This window comes from Streptomyces sp. NPDC101225, from assembly GCF_044767585.1.
GTDB lineage: Bacteria > Actinomycetota > Actinomycetes > Streptomycetales > Streptomycetaceae > Streptomyces.
In genome coordinates this window covers 1-20,262 of record NZ_JBIWOE010000007.1, presented here as the reverse complement: position 1 = coordinate 20,262, position 20,262 = coordinate 1, and the positions used below count along the sequence as shown (strand labels likewise).

The 20,262-nt window shown below is 71.9% G+C and carries 20 protein-coding genes; 15 read left to right on the top strand and 5 right to left on the bottom strand.

Annotated features, from left to right (window positions below; translation table 11 throughout):
• Window positions 1-9: 9 nt before the first annotated feature.
• Window positions 10-3,549, top strand: a complete 3,540-nt coding sequence (gene dnaE, locus ACIRPX_RS12365) for a DNA polymerase III subunit alpha (protein ID WP_404192203.1) — start codon at window positions 10-12, stop codon at window positions 3,547-3,549.
• Between the two features lie 87 nt (window positions 3,550-3,636).
• On the opposite strand, the gene ACIRPX_RS12360 is transcribed toward dnaE, so the two are convergent.
• Complete coding sequence (locus ACIRPX_RS12360; protein WP_384267581.1) at window positions 3,637-3,801, bottom strand: hypothetical protein; 165 nt, start codon at window positions 3,799-3,801, stop codon at window positions 3,637-3,639.
• A gap of 236 nt (window positions 3,802-4,037) precedes the next feature.
• Between ACIRPX_RS12360 and ACIRPX_RS12355 the strand changes: the two genes are divergently transcribed.
• The 4 genes from ACIRPX_RS12355 (at window position 4,038) to ACIRPX_RS12340 (ending at window position 7,990) form a co-directional block, all read left to right on the top strand.
• On the top strand, window positions 4,038-5,252 hold the full coding sequence (locus ACIRPX_RS12355; RefSeq protein WP_404192201.1) for an NYN domain-containing protein: 1,215 nt from the start codon (window positions 4,038-4,040) through the stop codon (window positions 5,250-5,252).
• Between the two features lie 123 nt (window positions 5,253-5,375).
• Window positions 5,376-6,350: an ABC transporter ATP-binding protein gene (locus ACIRPX_RS12350; protein ID WP_404192858.1), complete on the top strand. Its 975-nt coding sequence runs from the start codon at window positions 5,376-5,378 to the stop codon at window positions 6,348-6,350.
• A gap of 100 nt (window positions 6,351-6,450) precedes the next feature.
• Window positions 6,451-7,272: an ABC transporter permease gene (locus ACIRPX_RS12345; RefSeq protein WP_404192198.1), complete on the top strand. Its 822-nt coding sequence runs from the start codon at window positions 6,451-6,453 to the stop codon at window positions 7,270-7,272.
• Window positions 7,273-7,306: 34 nt separating this feature from the next.
• Window positions 7,307-7,990 (top strand): AAA family ATPase, encoded by a 684-nt coding sequence (locus ACIRPX_RS12340; RefSeq protein WP_404192196.1) that lies wholly within the window; start codon window positions 7,307-7,309, stop codon window positions 7,988-7,990.
• Between the two features lie 285 nt (window positions 7,991-8,275).
• On the opposite strand, the gene ybaK is transcribed toward ACIRPX_RS12340, so the two are convergent.
• From ybaK to ACIRPX_RS12320, 4 genes are all read right to left on the bottom strand, one after another.
• Window positions 8,276-8,785, bottom strand: a complete 510-nt coding sequence (ybaK, locus tag ACIRPX_RS12335; RefSeq protein WP_404192194.1) for a Cys-tRNA(Pro) deacylase — start codon at window positions 8,783-8,785, stop codon at window positions 8,276-8,278.
• A 12-nt stretch (window positions 8,786-8,797) separates the two neighbouring features.
• A complete protein-coding gene (locus tag ACIRPX_RS12330) occupies window positions 8,798-9,538 on the bottom strand; it encodes an LON peptidase substrate-binding domain-containing protein (protein ID WP_404192192.1) in 741 nt (246 codons plus the stop codon).
• An 11-nt stretch (window positions 9,539-9,549) separates the two neighbouring features.
• Complete coding sequence (locus ACIRPX_RS12325) at window positions 9,550-10,596, bottom strand: hypothetical protein (protein ID WP_404192190.1); 1,047 nt, start codon at window positions 10,594-10,596, stop codon at window positions 9,550-9,552.
• A 136-nt stretch (window positions 10,597-10,732) separates the two neighbouring features.
• Complete coding sequence (locus ACIRPX_RS12320; protein ID WP_404192188.1) at window positions 10,733-12,310, bottom strand: oxidoreductase; 1,578 nt, start codon at window positions 12,308-12,310, stop codon at window positions 10,733-10,735.
• Between the two features lie 164 nt (window positions 12,311-12,474).
• Here ACIRPX_RS12320 and hisD point away from each other — a divergent pair, with 164 nt between their 5' ends.
• The 10 genes from hisD (at window position 12,475) to ACIRPX_RS12270 (ending at window position 20,154) form a co-directional block, all read left to right on the top strand.
• A complete protein-coding gene (gene hisD / locus ACIRPX_RS12315) occupies window positions 12,475-13,800 on the top strand; it encodes a histidinol dehydrogenase (RefSeq protein WP_404192186.1) in 1,326 nt (441 codons plus the stop codon).
• Entirely contained in the window at window positions 13,797-14,912 is a 1,116-nt protein-coding gene (locus ACIRPX_RS12310; protein WP_404192183.1) for a histidinol-phosphate transaminase, read from the top strand. The genes hisD and ACIRPX_RS12310 overlap by 4 nt, the downstream gene beginning before the upstream one ends.
• A complete protein-coding gene (hisB, locus tag ACIRPX_RS12305) occupies window positions 14,909-15,511 on the top strand; it encodes an imidazoleglycerol-phosphate dehydratase HisB (protein WP_404192180.1) in 603 nt (200 codons plus the stop codon). Before ACIRPX_RS12310 ends, hisB begins: the two co-directional genes overlap by 4 nt.
• The gene (locus ACIRPX_RS12300; RefSeq protein WP_164932275.1) at window positions 15,508-15,672 is read left to right on the top strand and encodes a hypothetical protein; all 165 of its coding nucleotides are present in this window, start codon (window positions 15,508-15,510) and stop codon (window positions 15,670-15,672) included. The genes hisB and ACIRPX_RS12300 overlap by 4 nt, the downstream gene beginning before the upstream one ends.
• Window positions 15,663-16,310, top strand: coding sequence for an imidazole glycerol phosphate synthase subunit HisH (hisH, locus tag ACIRPX_RS12295; RefSeq protein WP_404192176.1), 648 nt, complete (start codon window positions 15,663-15,665; stop codon window positions 16,308-16,310). The genes ACIRPX_RS12300 and hisH overlap by 10 nt, the downstream gene beginning before the upstream one ends.
• Entirely contained in the window at window positions 16,307-17,032 is a 726-nt protein-coding gene (priA, locus tag ACIRPX_RS12290; RefSeq protein WP_404192174.1) for a bifunctional 1-(5-phosphoribosyl)-5-((5-phosphoribosylamino)methylideneamino)imidazole-4-carboxamide isomerase/phosphoribosylanthranilate isomerase PriA, read from the top strand. The genes hisH and priA overlap by 4 nt, the downstream gene beginning before the upstream one ends.
• Window positions 17,029-17,439 carry a RidA family protein gene (locus ACIRPX_RS12285; protein WP_404192171.1) on the top strand — a complete coding sequence of 137 codons (411 nt, stop codon included), beginning with the start codon at window positions 17,029-17,031 and terminating at the stop codon, window positions 17,437-17,439. The genes priA and ACIRPX_RS12285 overlap by 4 nt, the downstream gene beginning before the upstream one ends.
• The gene (hisF, locus tag ACIRPX_RS12280; RefSeq protein ID WP_404192169.1) at window positions 17,436-18,191 is read left to right on the top strand and encodes an imidazole glycerol phosphate synthase subunit HisF; all 756 of its coding nucleotides are present in this window, start codon (window positions 17,436-17,438) and stop codon (window positions 18,189-18,191) included. The genes ACIRPX_RS12285 and hisF overlap by 4 nt, the downstream gene beginning before the upstream one ends.
• Before the next feature lie 111 nt (window positions 18,192-18,302).
• On the top strand, window positions 18,303-18,893 hold the full coding sequence (locus tag ACIRPX_RS12275) for an ArsR/SmtB family transcription factor (protein ID WP_404192166.1): 591 nt from the start codon (window positions 18,303-18,305) through the stop codon (window positions 18,891-18,893).
• Window positions 18,886-20,154, top strand: coding sequence for an MFS transporter (locus tag ACIRPX_RS12270; protein WP_404192163.1), 1,269 nt, complete (start codon window positions 18,886-18,888; stop codon window positions 20,152-20,154). Before ACIRPX_RS12275 ends, ACIRPX_RS12270 begins: the two co-directional genes overlap by 8 nt.
• The last annotated feature ends 108 nt before the right edge of the window (window positions 20,155-20,262 follow it).

The window sequence follows — 20,262 nt, the reverse complement described above, 5'->3', positions numbered from 1 at the left end:
GGCCACACCGTGTCAAAGCCGCCGTTCACGCACCTGCACGTCCACACCCAGTACTCACTGCTGGACGGTGCCGCGCGGCTCAAGGACATGTTCAACGCGTGCAACGAGATGGGGATGACGCACATCGCCATGTCCGACCACGGCAACCTCCACGGGGCGTACGACTTCTTCCATTCCGCCCAGAAAGCCGGAATCACCCCGATCATCGGGATCGAGGCGTACGTCGCCCCCGAGTCGCGGCGCAACAAGCGCAAGATCCAGTGGGGCCAGCCGCACCAGAAGCGCGACGACGTCTCCGGCTCCGGCGGTTACACCCACAAGACGATGTGGGCCGTGAACAGGACGGGCCTGCACAACATCTTCCGGCTCTCCTCCGACGCGTACGCCGAGGGCTGGCTGCAGAAGTGGCCCCGGATGGACAAGGAGACGATCTCCCAGTGGTCCGAGGGGATCGTCGCCTCCACCGGCTGCCCCTCCGGCGAGGTCCAGACCCGGCTGCGCCTCGGCCAGTTCGACGAGGCCCTGAAGTCGGCCGCCGACTACCAGGACATCTTCGGCAAGGACCGCTACTTCCTGGAGCTGATGGACCACGGCATCGACATCGAGCACCGGGTCCGCGACGGGCTGCTGGAGATCGGCCGGAAGCTCGGCATCCCGCCCCTGGTCACCAACGACTCGCACTATACGTACGCGCACGAGGCGACCGCCCACGACGCCCTGCTGTGCATCCAGACCGGCAAGAACCTCTCCGACCCGGGACGCTTCAAGTTCGACGGCACCGGCTACTACCTGAAGTCCACGGACGAGATGTACGCCATCGACTCCTCGGACGCCTGGCAGGAGGGCTGCCGCAACACGCTGCTCGTCGCCGAGATGGTCGACACCTCCGGCATGTTCGAGAAGCGCGACCTCATGCCCAAGTTCGAGATCCCCGAGGGCTACACCGAGGTCACCTGGTTCAAGGAGGAGGTCCGCCGCGGCATGGAGCGCCGCTTCCCCGGCGGCATCCCCGAGGACCGCCAGAAGCAGGCGGAGTACGAGATGGACGTCATCATCTCGATGGGCTTCCCCGGCTACTTCCTCGTGGTCGCCGACTTCATCATGTGGGCCAAGAACAACGGCATCGCGGTCGGCCCCGGCCGCGGCTCCGCGGCCGGCTCGATCGTCGCCTACGCCATGGGCATCACCGACCTCGACCCGATCCCGCACGGCCTGATCTTCGAGCGGTTCCTCAACCCCGAGCGCATCTCGATGCCCGACGTCGACATCGACTTCGACGAGCGCAGGCGCGTCGAGGTGATCAGGTACGTGACGGAGAAGTACGGCGCCGACAAGGTCGCCATGATCGGCACCTACGGCAAGATCAAGGCCAAGAACGCGATCAAGGACTCCGCGCGCGTGCTGGGCTACCCGTACGCGATGGGCGACCGCCTGACCAAGGCCATGCCCGCCGACGTCCTCGGCAAGGGCATCGACCTGGATGGCATCACCAACCCCTCGCACCCGCGCTACAACGAGGCGGGCGAGATCCGGGGGATGTACGAGAACGAGCCGGACGTGAAGAAGGTCATCGACACCGCCAAGGGCGTCGAGGGCCTGGTCCGGCAGATGGGCGTGCACGCCGCCGGCGTGATCATGTCCAGCGAGACCATCACCGAGCACGTGCCCGTCTGGGTCCGGCACACCGACGGCGTGACCATCACGCAGTGGGACTACCCGAGCTGCGAGTCGCTCGGCCTGCTGAAGATGGACTTCCTCGGCCTGCGCAACCTGACGATCATGGACGACGCCGTCAAGATGGTGAAGTCCAACAAGGGTGTCGACCTGGAGCTGCTGAGCCTGCCGCTGGACGACCCGAAGACCTTCGAACTGCTCCAGCGCGGCGACACCCTCGGCGTCTTCCAGTTCGACGGCGGCCCCATGCGCTCCCTGCTGCGCCTGATGAAGCCGGACAACTTCGAAGACATCTCCGCCGTGTCCGCGCTCTACCGTCCGGGCCCGATGGGCATGGACTCGCACACCAACTACGCGCTCCGCAAGAACAAGCTCCAGGAGATCACCCCGATCCACAAGGAGCTGGAGGAGCCGCTCGAAGAGGTGCTGGCGGTCACCTACGGCCTGATCGTCTACCAGGAGCAGGTGCAGAAGGCCGCCCAGATCATCGCGGGCTACTCGCTCGGCGAGGCCGACATCCTCCGTCGCGTGATGGGCAAGAAGAAGCCCGACGAACTGGCCAAGAACTTCACCATCTTCCAGGCGGGCGCCCGCAAGAACGGCTACAGCGACGAGGCGATCCAGGCCCTGTGGGACGTGCTGGTCCCCTTCGCCGGCTACGCCTTCAACAAGGCGCACTCCGCCGCGTACGGACTGGTGTCGTACTGGACGGCGTATCTCAAGGCCAACCACCCCGCCGAGTACATGGCGGCGCTGCTGACCTCGGTGAAGGACGACAAGGACAAGTCGGCCGTCTACCTCAACGAGTGCCGCCGCATGGGCATCAAGGTGCTCCCGCCGAACGTGAACGAGTCGGTGCACAACTTCGCCGCCCAGGGCGACGACGTGATCCTCTTCGGCCTGGAGGCCGTGCGCAACGTCGGCACGAACGTGGTCGAGTCGATCATCAAGAGCCGCAAGGCCAAGGGCAAGTACGCCTCCTTCCCGGACTACCTCGACAAGATCGACGCGGCCGCCTGCAACAAGCGCACCACGGAATCGCTGATCAAGGCGGGTGCGTTCGACACCCTCGGGCACACCCGCAAGGGCCTCACCGCGCACTACGAGCCGATGATCGACAACGTGGTCGCGGTCAAGCGCAAGGAGGCCGAGGGCCAGTTCGACCTCTTCGGCGGCATGGGCGAGGAGGAGTCCAGCGAGCCGGGCTTCGGCCTCGACGTGCAGTTCACCGACGAGGAGTGGGACAAGACCTATCTGCTCGCCCAGGAGCGGGAGATGCTCGGTCTCTACGTCTCCGACCACCCGCTCTTCGGCCTGGAGCACGTGCTGTCGGACAAGGCCGACGCGGGTATCGCCCAGCTCACCGGGGGCGAGCACGCGGACGGCGCGGTCGTCACCATCGGCGGCATCATCTCGGGCCTCCAGCGCAAGATGACCAAGCAGGGCAACGCCTGGGCGATCGCCACCGTCGAGGACCTCGCCGGCTCCATCGAGTGCATGTTCTTCCCGGCGACCTACCAGCTGGTGTCGACCCAACTGGTCGAGGACGCGGTGGTGTTCGTCAAGGGGCGCCTGGACAAGCGGGAGGACATCCCCCGGCTGGTGGCGATGGAGCTCCAGGTCCCCGACCTGTCGAACGCGGGCACCAACGCGCCCGTGGTCCTCACCATCCCGGCCACCCGGGTCACTCCGCCGATGGTCAGCCGCCTGGGCGAGATCCTCAGCCACCACAGGGGCGACAGCGAGGTCCGGATCAAGCTGCAGGGCCCGACCAGGACGACGGTCCTGCGCCTGGACCGGCACCGGGTCAAGCCCGACCCGGCGCTGTTCGGCGATCTGAAGGTGCTGCTCGGCCCCTCCTGCCTGGCGGGCTGAGCACCGGTGCACACGCGAGGGGCGCACCCTTTCACGGGGGTGCGCCCCTCGGCCGTGGCCGGATCTCAACGACCCGTGACGCAGCCGTCAGTTGTGACCGAAGCTCTTCTGCCGGCCCTTGCGCGGCATGTCACTCGGCGTGACCTGCAGGGGACGCTGTTCGGCCTGCGCCTCCATCGAGGGCTGCTGGGCCTGCTGCTGCCCACGCTCGGACTGCGGCTGCTTACGGTTCTGTTTCTTGTTCTTGGCCATGGTGATCTGCCTCCTGTGGGGGATCTGAGGGCCAGGATCGGGATCAGATTCACATAGGCTTGCAAGGAGTGCATTTCGGATAATTACCGTCCGTGACAGGGCTTGTCGGAGCGCGAGGGCTCAGCTCGTGACCCGAAACGCCACGCCGAAGATCGAGTTCGGGCCGTTAAGCCCCGTGCCGTCGGGCAGACTCGAAGGAAGCCCGAAGCAAACCTCCCGGAAAGAGGGTGGATCGCGTGGACCGCTGCATCGTCCTTGTCGACGCCGGGTATCTGCTGGGGGCCGCCGCCAGTCTCCTCGCGGGGGAGCCCTCGCGTTCGCGGATCTCCGTCGACCACACCGCCCTCATCCAGGCGCTGCGCGACCGCGCCGAGTCCGACACGGAACGGCCGCTGCTGCGCATCTACTGGTTCGACGGCGCCCCCGACCGCGTCCCCCAGCCCGAGCACCGCAGGCTGCGCGTGATGCCCCGGGTCACCGTCCGGCTCGGCGCCCTGACCCGCAGCGAGGGACGCTGGGCCCAGAAGGGCGTGGACGCCGCCATGCACGCCGAGCTCACCGAGCTGGCCCGCAACCGCGCCTGCTCCGACATCGTCCTCGTCACCGGCGACGGCGACCTGCTGCCGGGCATGATGGCCGCCAAGGAGCACGGCGTCGCCGTGCACCTGTGGGCCGTGCAGGCCGCCGACGGCGACTACAACCAGTCCGAGGACCTCGTCGCCGAGGCGGACGAGCGCCGCGTGCTGGACCGCACCTGGATCACCAAGGCCGTACGGGCCAAGGAGCTCGGCGGGGTCTGCGCGCCGCCGCCCGCGCCGCGTCCCGAGATCGCCGCGATCCTCTCCGCCCCGCTGCCGGACACCTCGCTCGCCCCGGCGCCCGAGCGGACCACCGAGGAGACCGAGCACGCCCCGGCCGCGGCCGCCACCGGGAACGGCACGCAGGAGCGCGTGCCCGCCGCCAAGGGCGTGCCCACCCCCAAGGACCTGGCCGCGCTGCGCGCCCCGGGGGTGCACCCCGCCCCGCACCCGCCGACCGCGACCCTGCGCTGGTCCTCCGACAAGGGCTGGGTGGACCGCCCGCCCACGGAGCCTGCCGACGCCGCCTCGATGCCGACGCTCGCGCAGCTGACCACGGCCGAGCAGCGCTGGGCCGACCGCGAGGAGGACATCACCACGGTCGGCGGCGATCCCTTCGAAGTCGGTCAGGTGTTCGCGCGGCGCTGGATGGAACGGCTGGGCGACCAGGCCCATCTGCAGAAGCTGTCCGCGATGTATCCCCGGGTCCCGCACCGTATCGACGGGGAACTGCTGCGCTACGCCGCCCGCTTCGGGCTGCTCGCCCACAAGGACGACCAGATCGACGAGCACGACCGGTACGCGATCCGGGCCGGGTTCTGGCGGGAGATCGACGCGCGGACGGCCGCGGAGCACGCGCCCGCGGGCGAGTAGGTCTTTTACCGGCGCATTTGCCGTTGTGGACCAACCCGAGGGCCGAAGGGGGCTTCGGACCCCGTACCCTCGTGGTTTGTGGGTACGCGCGCGACACAGGCACTTCGGCACCGTGGTGATGTCGTGTGCGCGGTGCGCGGACTGACCAAGACCTATCCGGCGGTACGAGGGCGGCGCAGCGCCCCCGCCGCTCCCGCCGTGCGGGCCGTCGACGACGTGCGCCTCGACATCCGCCGCGGTGAGATCTTCGGGCTGCTCGGGCCCAACGGCGCCGGCAAGTCCACCCTCGTACGGCAGCTGACCGGGCTGATGCGGCCCGACGCCGGCCGTGTCGAGATCCTCGGGCACGACATCGTGCGGCACCCGGAGCGGGCCGCGCGGATCCTCGCCTATCTGGGGCAGGAGTCGAGCGCGCTGGACGAGCTGACGGTGTCCCTGGCCGCCGAGACGACCGGGCGGCTGCGCGGCCTCGAGACGCGCCGGGCGCGGGCCGAGCGGGACGCCGTGCTGGAGGAGCTGGGGCTCACCGCGATCGCCGGGCGCCCCCTGAAGAAGCTGTCCGGCGGGCAGCGGCGGCTCGCGTGCTTCGCCGCCGCACTGGTCGGGGAGCGGCCGCTGCTGGTGCTCGACGAGCCGACCACGGGGATGGATCCGGTGGCCCGGCGGGCCGTGTGGGCGGCCGTGGACCGGCGGCGGGCCGAGCGCGGGACGACGGTGCTGCTGGTCACCCACAACGTCATCGAGGCCGAGACGGTCCTCGACCGGGTCGCCGTGCTCGACCAGGGGCGGGTGATCGCCTGCGACACCCCCGCCGGGCTCAAGGAGCAGGTCGCCGGCGAGGTGCGGGTCGAGCTGGTGTGGCGCGAGACGGCGCCGCTGCACGTGCCCGAGGTCGCGGCGCTGCGCGAGCGGGCCGTGGAGTCCGGGCGCCGCTGGACGCTCCGGCTCGTCCCGGAGGAGGCCCGCGCGGTGGTCGCCACCGTCACCGGCGGCAGCGCCTTCGCTGCGCTCGACGACTTCACACTGACCACGCCCAGTCTCGAGGACGTGTACCTGGCGCTGGGGGGCGCGGCGCGGCAGGGGCTGGTGAAGGCGTGAGTCACGTCGTGAGCGCGCGGGCCGTCATGTTCGTATGGTCTCTGGGCAGACCCCGTAGAGACGCCTCAGTGAGCCCGACCCGGAAGGGGAGCAGCGCGACGTGAGTGTCGTACCCGCCGATGTCCTGCCGGGCGGCGGCCTGGCCGTGGAGGAGGCAGGCCGCGGCGCGGCCGAGCTCGGGCCGCGGGCGCGGCTGTGGCCGGCCCTCGCCGCCGTGTACCGGGCGCAGCTGTCGCGCGCGCGGGTGGCCCGTATCCCGCTGCTGTTCGTGGCGACCTTCCAGTCGATCGGGATCATGGTCCTGATGCGCGGGGTCGTGACCGGCGGGGGCGAGGCCGAGTCGGTGGTGGCCGGCTCCGCGGTGCTGGTGGTGGCGTTCGTCGCGCTGAATCTGCTCGCCCAGTACTTCGGGCAGCTGCGGGCCAGCGGCGGGCTCGACCACTACGCGACGCTGCCGGTGCCGCCCGCGGCCGTGGTGCTGGGGGCGGCGGGCGCGTACGCCTCGTTCACGGTGCCCGGGACCGTGATCACGGCGGTGTTCGGGTGCGTGCTGTTCGGGCTGCCGATGGCGCATCTGTGGGTGCTCGCCGCGGTGATCCCGCTGGCCGGGGCGGCGCTGTCCGGGCTGGGCGCGGCGCTGGGGCTGCTGGCGCCGCGGCCGGAGCTCGCCACGCTGCTGGGCCAGTTGGGCATGTCGGCGGCGCTGCTGCTCGGGGTGCTGCCGGCCGACCGGATGCCCGAGGCGGTGCGGTTCGCGCGGGACCTGCTGCCGTCGACGTACGGCGTCGAGGCCTTCGCGCGGACCTTCAGCGAGCGTCCCGACTGGGCCTACGTCCTCGGTGACCTCGCGGTCTGCGGGGTGGTCGGCGTCGTCTCGCTGGCCGTCGCCACCTGGGCCTACCGCCGGGCGGCCGTCCGGTGACGCGCCGCGCAGGCGGGCCTGGCACGATGGCAGTGTGACCGCACCGTTGACTCCGCCTCCGCCGCCGCATGAACAGTCCTCGCACAACGCGTGGCAGCCGCCGGCTGCCGGGCATGTGGCGGCCGCGCCCCATGACGCCGTCTGGCACGGCACGTACGGACAGGACGGGCCCGGAATGAAGACCGAAGTGCGGGAAGCCGCCGTGGTCACGGTGGCCCTGGCGCTCGCCGGGGCGCTGCTGGGGGTCCTGTGGTGGTGGCTGGCGCCGCACGTGCCGCTGGTCGCGGACGTGGTCGACAAGAACTGGGTCGTCTATCTCTCGGACAGCGAGGGCGAGCAGGCGATCGGGGTGGACGGAACGTTCACGCTGCTCGCGCTGGGCTTCGGTGTGCTGAGCGCGCTGGCCGTCTTCCTGCTGCGGCGGCGCGGGGGTGTGCCGCTGGTGGTGGCCCTCGGGATCGGCGGCCTGCTCGGCTCGCTGCTGGCCTGGAAGGTCGGGGTGTGGCTCGGGCCCACGCAGGACGTGATCGCCCATGCGAGGGCCGTGGGCAAGGGCGTCGTCTTCTCCGCGCCGCTGAAGATGGGGGCGAAGGGGGCGTTGCTGGCGTGGCCGCTGGCCGCGCTGGTGGTGCATCTGGGGCTGATGGCGCTGTTCGGGCCGCGGGACCCGGAGTCGTACCCGGAGCCGCACCATCCCTACGGGGCGCCGCTGGGGTAGCCTGCGGCGCCGGTCAGGTGGGCGGTGGCGTCCTGCCCGGGGTGCCCGTCGTGTCCAGGGGGGCTCGGCTCTGCCCCCTGGACCCCCGTTTCGGCCTGGACGGCCTCGTCCTCGACGGCCGGACCGGCCGAGAGCGGCGGGCCGGCGTGTGGTGTGAGCGGTGACGGCGTTACGCCGGGCGGTGGCCGTGGTTGGAGCGGCCCTTCTTGGTGCGCCACTTGCGTTTTCTGGTTTTCTTCGACATGTCCCTCGTCATTAACCGAGGCAGGGCCCGCCGTCCAGGGGTCACGCACGACCGATGGGGGCCACGACCGCTCCGGTGAGCGCGGCGAGGTCCTCCGGGGAGAGCTCCACCTCCAGACCGCGGCGGCCCGCCGAGACGCAGATGGTGCTGTGGGCGCCGGCCGAGGCGTCGAGGACCGTGGGGAGCTTCCTGCGCTGGCCGAGGGGGGAGATGCCGCCGCGGACGTAGCCCGTGGTGCGTTCGGCCAGGGACGGGTCCGCCATGGCGGCACGTTTGCCGCCCACCGCCGAGGCCAGGGCCTTCAGGTCGAGCTGGCCCGCCACCGGGACCACGGCGACCGTCAGGGTGCCGTCCACGTCCGCCACCAGGGTCTTGAAGACACGGTCCGGCGCCACGCCCATCGCCTCCGCGGCCTCCTCGCCGTAGGAGGGGTGGGAGGGGTCGTGGTCGTAGGAATGGACCGTGTACGTGGTGCCGGCGGCCGTCAGGGCCACCGTCGCGGGGGTGCCGCCCGCCCCTGCTTCCCGCTGCTTTTTCTGCTTCTTCGCCATGCCGCGGTTCCCCTAGTTGAGGCTCGTCCGGCCGCGCGTCAGCTCCGACGCCGGCAGTGACGGAAGGTTACGGATGATCGCGGTCTCGGTGCGAAGGAGTTTCAGTTCGTCGCGCAGCCTGGACGCGGTGTCCGGGGCCTGGAGCAGCCGCTGCTTGGTGGGGGTGTCGAGCATCATCGCCGCGGCGACCAGGTAGGAAACCACGGACGGTTCGTCCGGCAGTTCGGCGCCGGTCGACAGGGAGCGCTCGCGCGCGCCCGCCAGGCGCTTCTGGTACTGGCGGAAGGCGCGCAGCACGCCCTCGGCCAGCGCGCCCGCCTCCTCGCCCACGTCCTCGGTGAGTTCCTCCAGCTCCGCCGTCAGGAACGGGCCCGAGGCGTCCACGGACACCAGGCGTACCCGGGTGGTGCCGGTGGCCAGGACCTCGAAGGTGCCGTCCGCGCGTTCACGGATGGTCGCCGCGTCCGCCACGCAGCCCGTCGCGTGGAACGACTTCTCCGGGTGCGGACCGAAGCCGGCCGCGGGGCCGCGGTCGGGCAGCGCCGTGGGGTCGGGCATGCCGGGCGCGCTCGGCGCCACCTCGTGGCCGTCGCGGATCGCCACGACGGCGAACCGGCGCGGCTCGTCCTCGGGAGCCTTGAGCAGCTCGCGCATCATGGCGCGATAGCGCTCCTCGAAGATGTTCAGCGGCAGCACCAGCCCCGGGAACAACACCGAGTTCAGGGGGAAGAGCGGGAGACGGACGATGGTCACGGCGCAAAAGCCTAGTGGTCGCCGGAGGTGGTGCGTCCGCCGCGTTCACTTCGTGGATGTCCGGACGGGGGCGCGGCGCCCGCCGCACGGGCGCGAATCTCGCCACGCACGCGGAGAAAATGCGCCAGCGGGTCGTCCGACCAGCGGTGCCAGGGGGACGACGTGGCGCAGGGCCCGATCCGGTGGGCCTCGGCCAGGGCCTCCTGCCAGCGCTCCAGCCGGAACAGGACGTACATCAGCTTGTTGCGGATCGGCGACGGCCAGGGGTCGGCCACCGGGAAGCGGGCCGAGAGCGCGATCCCCCGGTCGGCCGCCGCGTGTAGCCGGGCGCGCGGCACCGGGCCGGAGGCGCCGTCGCCGTCGGTGAGGCAGGCCAGGGCCGCCCGTGCGGGCAGTGCCTGGACCAGGGAGCCGGGCCGGGCGTCCTGCGCGGCCAGGTCGGCGAAGTCGAAGCACTCGCGGTGCGAGCCCTGCCAGGACTCGGCCAGATAGCGCAGGGCCGCCACATGGCAGCCGTAGTGGTGCGGGGCGCGGCGCAGCGCCGCCTCCCACAGCTCGCCGAAGTACTTGTGCCCGGCCCGGGTGCCACGCGCGTGGTCCAGCGCGATCCGCCACGGCACCGGGTCGCGGTCGTCGCCGCGTGCGGCCGCCGTGATCAGGGGGCTGACCTCGCGCAGCAGCTCCGCGCGGGCCGGGGAGTCCCAGGCGCGGTCCACCTCCAGCTGGGCGCGGACGAGGAGCAGGTCCGGGTCGTGCGGGTCGGCGGCCGACCACCGCCGAAGCCATTCGGGGCGCGGGCGGGCGAAGGCCGCCAGCCGTCTCGCGTTCCGGTCGCGCATCTCCCAGTCCGCGGATCGGCGGGTGCCGGCCAGCAGGGCGGCCGCGGGCCCGTGCTCGCCGCGCGCGGCCGCGACCAGCGCATGGCCGAGGCGGTCGTCGGGGGCGTCGAGCAGCACCTCGTCGTCGGCGGGCAGCGGGGCGCCGTCGAGGGGCTGCACGGCCCGGGTGGTGCGGGCCGTACGGCTGAAGGGATGCAGCAGTGCCATGGTGACGACCATTGAAAGACCGCAGGTCACGCATGCGCCAGCGGCACCGCGTAATCCGCGGAAAGTTGTACGCGAATCGGTCAAGACAGAGTAAAGGTAAACTGTTCAACTACTGTTGCGCATCTGTGGCCCCACTGAGCGGGTCCGCTCAATTGCGGCGCAGCAGACGCGTGGCCCCCGCCGTCACCGTCGTGGCCAGGATCCAGCCCAGCAGGACCAGCACCGCGGCCAGCCACTGCCAGCCGCCGCTCAGCTGCCACTGGCCTGCCTGGCCCAGATCGATGACCGGGAGCAGCAGATCCAGGGCGAACAGGGCCGGACTCCAGTGCGGATGCTGCCCCGGCTGCACCGGCGGATGGCCGGCGTGCGCGAAGGCCAGTGAGCCCGCCGCCCACAGCAGCGCCATCCAGACCGCGGCCCGCCCCGGCCGGTAGCCGTAGGCCACCGTCCAGTCCTGCGCGTAGCCCCAGAGCTTGGCGGCCGGCGGCAGGCTCTCGCGGCGGCGGCGCTGCTTGGCCAGCAGCACCTCGCGGGCGTCCTCGTCCTCGCCCCCGTTGCGCAGCACGGAGGCGAGGCGCTCGTACGGCTCCGGGTTGTACTCGGCGGTCGCCGCGGCCACCCAGTCCAGCCGCTCGGTCAGCGGGAAGGGGCCCTGCGGCACCAGGTTCTCGTAGGTGAAGCCGCCCATGTGCAGGTTGCCCGGGCCCGGCCAGGCGCTCGCCCGGTCGACCAGGTTGCCCACCCGCGCGCCCGACAGGGTGACCTTGCCGCGCTGCGGGCGCTCGCCGAGGAAGCGCAGCTCGGGCGTCTGCACCCGGCGCATCGACAGCTCCTGGTCGTCGGTGAGGACGAACCGGGCCCGCTCGAAGTCCACCGCGTCCCCGAACCGCCCGTCGTCCAGGCGCACCCCGCCCTGGCACTCGAAGCGCTGGATCCGCGTCCCGCGCGCGGGGGTCGCGCCGCTCGACATGGACGCGCCGACGCCCGCCGGGGTGAGGTACAGCGTGCGGCCCACGGTCAGCTGGGGCGCGTTCAGCGCGAGCCGGGTGCGGGGGTTGGCCAGCCGGGCGCCGCGCAGGCTCAGCGAGACGCCGATCTTGGCGCTGCGCAGGCTGAGCTCGCCGTGCGACTCCAGCAGCTCGGCCTGGAAGTCCTGGCCCACGGTCATGCCGTCGCCCGCGAGGGAGCGGCCGCTGCGGTCACGGTGCACGATCGCCTGGTTGAGCAGCAGATCCGTGCCGATGTGCGCGTCGGTCAGCCGGATGCCGCCCAGGAAGCGGCAGCGCGGGAGATGCAGGTCGCCCTCCGTGTGCAGGCGGGCCGCCTCCAGGCGGGGCACCGAGCAGTTCACCAGGCGCACGGTCGTGAAGCGGGCCTCCGGCAGCAGGACGTCCCGCTCGAAGCGGCAGCCGCGCAGCTCGACGTACGGCACCACCGTGCCGCCGGCCAGGTCCAGGCTGCCGTCGATCTGCACCCCGCGCAGCTTCAGGGAGGACACCCGCCCGGCGAGCGCGGGCGGGCCGTCGAGCAGCAGCCAGCACACGATGCGCGCCCGCACGGTCCGCCCGGCTCCCCAGGGCTGCCCGCCGTGCGGGTCGTCCACGGCCGCGTCCCCGCTGCTCAGGTCGTACAGACTGCCGTTGCGGAAGGCCTGCCACATGCCGGCCTCCGCCGCGGTCAGCTCCTCCGGCAGGTCTCCGGCGCGCAGGCCGGCCCCCTCAGTCACCGCTCCCCGCTCCTCCGTTCGTGTGTTCGCACAACCGTTGATGCCCGCTGAGTGACCCCCGAAGCACAGGACGTGAAGGCGATCTTCCGGGTTCCGCGCGCGTTCTGTATCAGCCATTGATACGCGCGCACGGCGCCGGACCCGGGTCTGAGAGAATTGGGTACGTGATCTCCCGAATCGATCTGCGCGGCGACGCCCTTCCCGAGGGCCCCGCTCTGCGCGACCTGCTGCCCCGAGCCGACTTCGACGTCTCGGCCGCCCTGGAGAAGGTGCGTCCGATCTGTGAGGCCGTGCATCATCGGGGCGACGCGGCGCTGATCGACTTCGCCGAGAAGTTCGACGGCGTCCGGCTCGAGCAGGTGCGGGTGCCCGCCGAGGCGCTGGCCAAGGCCCTCGACGAGCTCGACCCGGCCGTGCGCGCGGCCCTGGAGGAGTCCATCCGGCGCGCCCGCATCGTCCACCGTGAGCAGCGCCGTACGACCCGCACCACCCAGGTCGTGCCCGGCGGCACCGTCACCGAGAAGTGGGTGCCGGTCGAGCGCGTCGGGCTGTACGCGCCGGGCGGCCGCTCGGTCTACCCGTCCTCCGTGATCATGAACGTGGTGCCCGCCCAGGAGGCCGGCGTCCGCTCGGTCGCCCTGGCCTCGCCCGCGCAGGCCGAGTTCGGCGGCCTGCCGCACCCGACCATCCTCGCCGCGTGCGCCCTGCTCGGCGTCGACGAGGTGTACGCCGCCGGCGGCGCCACCGCCGTCGCGATGTTCGCGCACGGCACCGAGTCCTGCCCGCCCGCCAACATGGTCACCGGCCCCGGCAACATCTGGGTCGCCGCCGCCAAGCGCTACTTCACCGGCAAGATCGGCATCGACGCCGAGGCCGGCCCCACCGAGATCGCGATCCTCGCCGACGACACCGCCGACCCGGTGCACGTCGCCTCCGACCTGATCAGCCAGGCCGAGCACGACCCGCTCGCCGCCGCCGTCCTCGTCACCGACTCCGTGGATCTCGCGGACGCGGTCGAGAAGGAGCTGGAGCCCCAGGTCGCGGCCACCCGGCACGTCAAGGACCGGATCCGCCCCGCGCTCGCGGGCCGCCAGTCCGCGATCGTCCTGGTCGACGGCGTGGACGAGGGCCTGCGGGTCGTCGACGCCTACGGCGCCGAGCACCTGGAGATCCAGACCGCCGACGCCACCGCGGTCGCCGACCGCGTGCAGAACGCGGGCGCGGTCTTCATCGGCCCCTGGGCGCCGGTCTCCCTCGGCGACTACGCGGCCGGCTCCAACCACGTGCTGCCGACCGGCGGCTGCGCCTGCCACTCCTCGGGCCTGTCCGTGCAGTCCTTCCTGCGCGGCATCCACATCGTCGACTACACGAAGGACGCGCTGGCCGAGGTCGCGCACCACGTGGTCACGCTGGCGGAGGCGGAGGACCTGCCGGCGCACGGCGCGGCGGTCAAGGCACGGTTCGGCTGGAAGGTACCCGAGGGCAAGTGACCGGCATCGACGATCTCCCCGTACGGGACGAGCTGCGTGGCAAGTCCCCTTACGGCGCGCCCCAGTTGGACGTGCCCGTACGGCTGAACACGAACGAGAACCCCTATCCGCTGCCCGAGCCGCTGGTCGAGCGGATCGCCGAGCGCGTGCGCGAGGCGGCCCGCGACCTCAACCGCTACCCGGACCGGGACGCGGTGGAGCTGCGCACCCGGCTCGCCACCTACCTGTCGGACACCTCCGGTCACCGGGTCGGCCTGGCCAACATCTGGGCCGCCAACGGTTCCAACGAGGTCATCCAGCAGTTGCTGCAGACCTTCGGCGGTCCGGGCCGCACGGCGATCGGCTTCGAGCCGTCGTACTCGATGCACGCGCTGATCGCGCGCGGCACCGGCACGGGCTGGATCTCCGGCCCGCGGGGCGAGGACTTCACGATCGACCTCCCGGCGGCCGAGCGGTGGATCGCCGAGAACAAGCCGGACGTCGTCTTCGTCACGACCCCCAACAACCCCACGGGCAACGCGGTTTCGCGCGAGACGGTCCTCGCGCTGTACGAGGCGGCGCAGGCGGCCAAGCCGTCCATGGTGATCGTGGACGAGGCGTACGTCGAGTTCAGTCACGGCGACTCGCTGCTGCCGCTGATCGAGGGCCGGCCGAACCTCGTCGTCTCGCGCACGATGTCGAAGGCCTTCGGCGCCGCGGGCCTGCGCCTCGGCTACCTCGCCGCGCACCCGGCGGTGGTCGACGCCGTCCAGCTGGTACGGCTGCCGTACCATCTCTCGGCCGTCACCCAGGCGACCGCGCTGGCCGCCCTGGAGCACACCGACACGCTGCTGAAGTACGTCGAGCAGCTGAAGTCGGAGCGGGACCGGCTGGTGAGCGAGTTGCGCGCGGCCGGCTACGACGTGGTCGAGTCCGACGCGAACTTCGTGCAGTTCGGCAGGTTCGACGGCGAGGGCGGCTCGCACGCGGCCTGGCGCGGGATCCTCGACCGGGGTGTCCTGGTCCGGGACAACGGCATCCCGGGGTGGCTGCGGGTGTCCGCCGGTACCCCCGAAGAGAACGACGCGTTCCTCGACGCGGTCCGTGAACTGAAGAAGGAGCAGAGCGCATGACTCGCGAAGGCCGCGTCGGCAGGATCGAGCGGGTGACCAAGGAGACGTCGGTGCTCGTCGAGATCGACCTCGACGGCAGCGGCAAGGTCGAGGTGTCGACGGGCGTCGGCTTCTACGACCACATGCTCGACCAGCTCGGCCGGCACGGCCTGTTCGACCTCACCGTGAAGACCGAGGGCGACCTGCACATCGACTCCCACCACACCATCGAGGACACCGCCCTCGCGCTGGGCGCCGCCTTCGGGCAGGCGCTCGGCGACAAGGTGGGGATCTACCGCTTCGGCAACTGCACCGTCCCGCTGGACGAGTCCCTCGCCCAGGTCACCGTCGACCTCTCCGGCCGCCCCTACCTCGTGCACACCGAGCCCGAGAACATGGCGCCGATGATCGGCGCGTACGACACGACGATGACCCGGCACATCCTGGAGTCCTTCGTCGCCCAGGCCCGGATCGCGCTGCACGTGCACGTGCCGTACGGGCGCAACGCGCACCACATCGTGGAGTGCCAGTTCAAGGCGCTGGCGCGGGCCCTGCGCTACGCGAGCGAGCGCGACCCGCGCGCCGCCGGCATCCTCCCCTCCACGAAGGGCGCGCTGTGAACGGCCTATCGACCCTGCTGATCGTCGTCGGCCTCTTCCTGGTCGGCGGCATCATCTCCTTCGCCAAGCAGCAGATGCCGAAGCAGCTGATCGTGCTGCTGTCGATCGGAGCCGCGATGTGCCTGGTCGCCGGTGTGATGAGGCTGGAGGTATGGAATTGAGCGCCCGCAAGAAGGTCGTCGTCTTCGACTACGGCTTCGGCAACATCCGCTCGGCGGAGCGCGCCCTGGCGCGTGCGGGCGCGGACGTCGAGACGACGCGTGACTACGATACGGCCATGAACGCCGACGGCCTGCTGGTCCCGGGCGTCGGCGCCTTCGCCGCCTGCATGAAGGGCCTGAAGGAGGCGCGCGGCGACTGGGTCGTGGACCGTCGCCTGTCCGGCGGCCGCCCGGTCATGGGCATCTGCGTCGGCATGCAGATCCTCTTCGCGCGCGGCATCGAGCACGGCGTGGAGACCGAGGGCCTCGACGAGTGGCCCGGCTCGGTCGAGCCGCTGCAGGCCGACGTCGTGCCCCACATGGGCTGGAACACCGTCGAGGCGCCGGCCGACACCGAGCTGTTCGCCGGCCTGGACGCGGACGCGCGCTTCTACTTCGTGCACTCCTACGCCGTCCACGACTGGACCCTGCAGACGCACCACTCGGCGATGCGCGCCCCCAAGGTGACCTGGTCGACGCACGGCAAGCCCTTCGTGGCGGCCGTCGAGAACGGCGCGCTGTGGGCCACGCAGTTCCACCCCGAGAAGTCCGGCGACGCCGGAGCCCAGCTCCTCACCAACTGGATCGGAACCCTGTGAGCACGCTCGAACTCCTCCCCGCCGTCGACGTCCGCGACGGCCAGGCCGTCCGCCTGGTGCACGGCGAGTCCGGCACGGAGACCTCCTACGGCTCCCCGCTGGAGGCCGCCCTCGCCTGGCAGCGCTCGGGCGCCGAATGGCTGCACCTGGTCGACCTGGACGCCGCGTTCGGCACGGGCGACAACCGCGAGCTGATCGCCGAGGTCGCGCGGGCGATGGACATCAGGGTGGAGCTGTCCGGCGGCATCCGCGACGACGCCTCGCTGGCGGCGGCCCTCGCCACCGGCTGCACCCGGGTGAACCTGGGCACGGCCGCCCTGGAGTCTCCGGACTGGGTCGCCCGGGTCATCGCCGAGCACGGCGACAAGATCGCGGTGGGCCTGGACGTGCGCGGCACCACACTGCGCGGCCGCGGCTGGACCCGCGACGGCGGCGACCTCTACGAGACGCTGGAGCGTCTGAACAAGGAGGGCTGCGCGCGGTACGTCGTCACCGACATCGCCAAGGACGGCACCCTGCAGGGTCCCAACCTGGAGCTGCTGCGCTCCGTGTGCGCGGCGACCGACCGCCCGGTGGTGGCCTCCGGCGGCGTGTCGTCGCTGGACGACCTGCGCGCCATCGCCGAACTGGTTCCCCTCGGTGTCGAGGGCGCCATCGTCGGGAAGGCCCTGTACGCAAAGGCGTTCACCTTGGAAGAGGCCTTGGAGGCGGTAGCCCAGTGAGCGATCTACGACGGTTGACGACCGGTGCGCCCTGGGAGGAGGCGTTCGGCTACTCCCGCGCGGTCGAACTGCCGAACGGCCTGGTGCTGGTGTCCGGCTGCACGTCCATAGTGGACGGCGAGATCGCCGGGGGCGGTCCCTACGAGCAGGCGGTCAACGCCTTCAACGTCGCGCTGGCGGCGCTCGGACAAGTGGGGCTCGGCCGTGACGACGTGGTGCGTACGCGCATGTACATCACGCACGCCCGGGACGTGGAAGACGTCGGGCGGGCTCACAAGGAGCTGTTCGACACCGTGCGCCCCGCCGCATCGATGATCATCGTCTCCGGTTTCGTGGACCCCAGCCTGGTCGTCGAGGTCGAGGTGGAGGCGTACCGCCCCGGCGCAGAACACGGAGTGACCGCATGACCCTCGCCGTGCGCGTCATCCCCTGCCTGGACGTGGACGGCGGCCGGGTCGTCAAGGGCGTCAACTTCCAGAACCTGCGCGACGCGGGCGACCCCGTCGAGATGGCCAAGGTGTACGACGCGGAGGGCGCCGACGAGCTGACGTTCCTGGACATCACCGCCTCGTCGGGCAACCGCGAGACGACCTACGACGTGGTGCGCCGCACCGCCGAGCAGGTGTTCATCCCGCTCACCGTCGGCGGCGGTGTGCGCACCGCCGAGGACGTGGACAAGCTGCTGCGGGCCGGCGCGGACAAGGTCGGCGTCAACACGGCGGCCATCGCCCGCCCCGACCTGATCCGCGAGATCGCCGAGCGCTTCGGGCGGCAGGTGCTGGTCCTCTCGGTGGACGCGCGCCGCACGCCCGAGGGCACCTTCGAGGTGACCACGCACGGCGGCCGCAAGGGCACCGGTGTCGACGCCGTGGAGTGGGCGCACCGGGCCGCCGAACTCGGCGCCGGCGAGATCCTCCTGAACTCGATGGACGCGGACGGCACGAAGGACGGCTACGACCTGGAGATGATCGCGGCCGTCCGCAAGCACGTCACGGTCCCGGTGATCGCCTCGGGCGGCGCCGGAAAGCTCGCCGACTTCCCGCCGGCCGTCGCGGCGGGCGCGGACGCGGTCCTGGCCGCGTCGGTCTTCCACTTCGGCGACCTGCGGATCGGCGAGGTGAAGGGAGCCCTGCGGGCAGCCGGGCACCCGGTGCGCTAGGAGGTCGAGCCCCGGCCGGACTGCGGCCGGGGCTTCTTCACGAGCAGAAGCGAAAGGTTTCTTGCGCAAAATCTGTTGTGCAATTTTTCTTTCGTATCTAGGGTCGGGCGCATGACGGAGAAGGAGCGAAACCGCCGCATCAAGGACGTGGGCACCCTCAAGGCCCTCGCCCACCCCCTGCGCGCCCAGCTGTACCGGCTGGTGACCATCGCGCGGACGGCGACCGCCTCGCAGCTCGCCGAGCAGGTCGACGAGGCCGTCTCGCTGGTCAGCTACCACCTGCGCAAGCTGGCCGAGCACGGGCTGATCGAGGAGGCCGAGGGGCGCAGCGGGGACGGCCGCGAGCGGTGGTGGCGGCCCGCCTCCGAGGGGGTGAGCATCCGCGACGAGGACTTCAGGGACGCCCCCGAGAAGGCCGCCGCGCACACCGCGGCCAGCCGGCTCTTCTTCGAGCAGCGCGCCGACATGTACCGGCGCTACCTCGACGAGCGGGCGCACTGGGGCGACGCGTGGACGTCGGCCGCCGAATCCGCCGAGTGGCTGCTGCGCCTCACCCCGGACGAACTGGCCGCGCTGGCCGGGGAGATGCACGACGTCGTGCGCCGCTACGAGGAGCGCGGACGCGCCGCCGTGCTGGCCGGCGACACCGAGGGCCGCGAGCACGTCGCGGTGCACACCTACGGCTTCCCGTTCCGTGTCTGAGGCCGCGCTCGGCAGCGCCCCCGGGGCCGTTGCCGGGCTCCCCGCCCACCGCGACCCCAACGTCCTGCGCTGGCTGGCCGCCTTCACCTTCTCGATGGTCGGCGACAGCGTCTACTACATCGCCCTGTCCTGGGCCGCCGTGCAGGCCGGCACCGCCTCCCAGGCGGGCCTGGTGATGGCGGTGAGCGCGCTGCCGCGGGCGGTGCTGATGCTCGGCGGCGGGGTGATCGCCGACCGGCTGGGGCCGCGGCGGGTGGTGATCGGCAGCGACGCCGTGCGCTGCGCGGCCGTGCTCGCGGTGGCCGCACTGCTGTTCCTGACCGGCCCCGGCCTGTGGCCCCTGGCGCTGCTCGCCCTGGTCTTCGGCACCGTCGACGCCGTGTTCCTGCCGGCCGTGGGCGCCCTGCCCGCGCGCGTGACGCACCGCGACCAGCTCGCGCGCGTGCAGGGCATGCGGGGACTCGCGATCCGGTTCGCGAGCGTGGTCGGCGGCCCGCTCGGCGGGCTCGGCGCGGCGCTGGGCGGGGTGACGGCCGCGTTCGGGCTCGCGGGGCTGCTGATCGCCGTGTCGGTGCCGCTGCTGATCGGCGTACGGATGCGCGAGCTGCCGCCGGACGACACGGCCGGCGGCGGGAGCGCGACCGCCGGGCAGGACCTGGTGGCCGGCCTGCGCCACATCCGCCGGCACCGCGTGCTCGCACCGCTGATGCTCGCCATCGCCCTGGGCGACCTCGGCTTCGTCGGACCGCTCAACGTCGGTCTGACCCTGCTGTGCGACGAGCGCGGCTGGGGCGCGGCCGGTATGGGCTGGGTGCTCGCGGGCTTCGGCGTCGGTGCGGGCACCGCCTCGCTGCTGCTGACCGTACGGGGGCGGCTGCCGCACGCCGGGCAGGTCGCCGGCTGGTCGATCCTGGCGGGTTCGGTGGCGGTCGGCGCGCTCGCGCACGCGCCGGCCGTCCCCTTCGCCGTCGGTACGGCCCTGCTGATCGGGCTGCTGACCGGCCTCAGCGGCGCCATGTGCGCGGCCCTGCTGCAGACCCAGGCGGACCCCGCCTACCTGGGCCGGGTGACCGCCGTGGCCGGCCTGGTCAGCCTCGGCCTCACCCCGCTCAGCATGCCGCTGTCCGCCGCCGCGATCGGTGCCTGGGGCACCGGCCCGGTCTTCCTGGTCAGTGCGGTCGTCTGCGGTCTGGGCGGCGTGGTCGCCCTGTGCGTGCCCGCGCTGCGCCGCGCCGAACTGCCCCACCGGTCCGAGCCGTAGGGCAGCTCTAGATCCAACGCCGTGTAGTTAGGCGTGGGGTTGGTGTGTCAAGCCGTAGGAAGCAGAGATGGAGCTCCTGCTAGAACCGTGTCGACCAAGATCACTGTT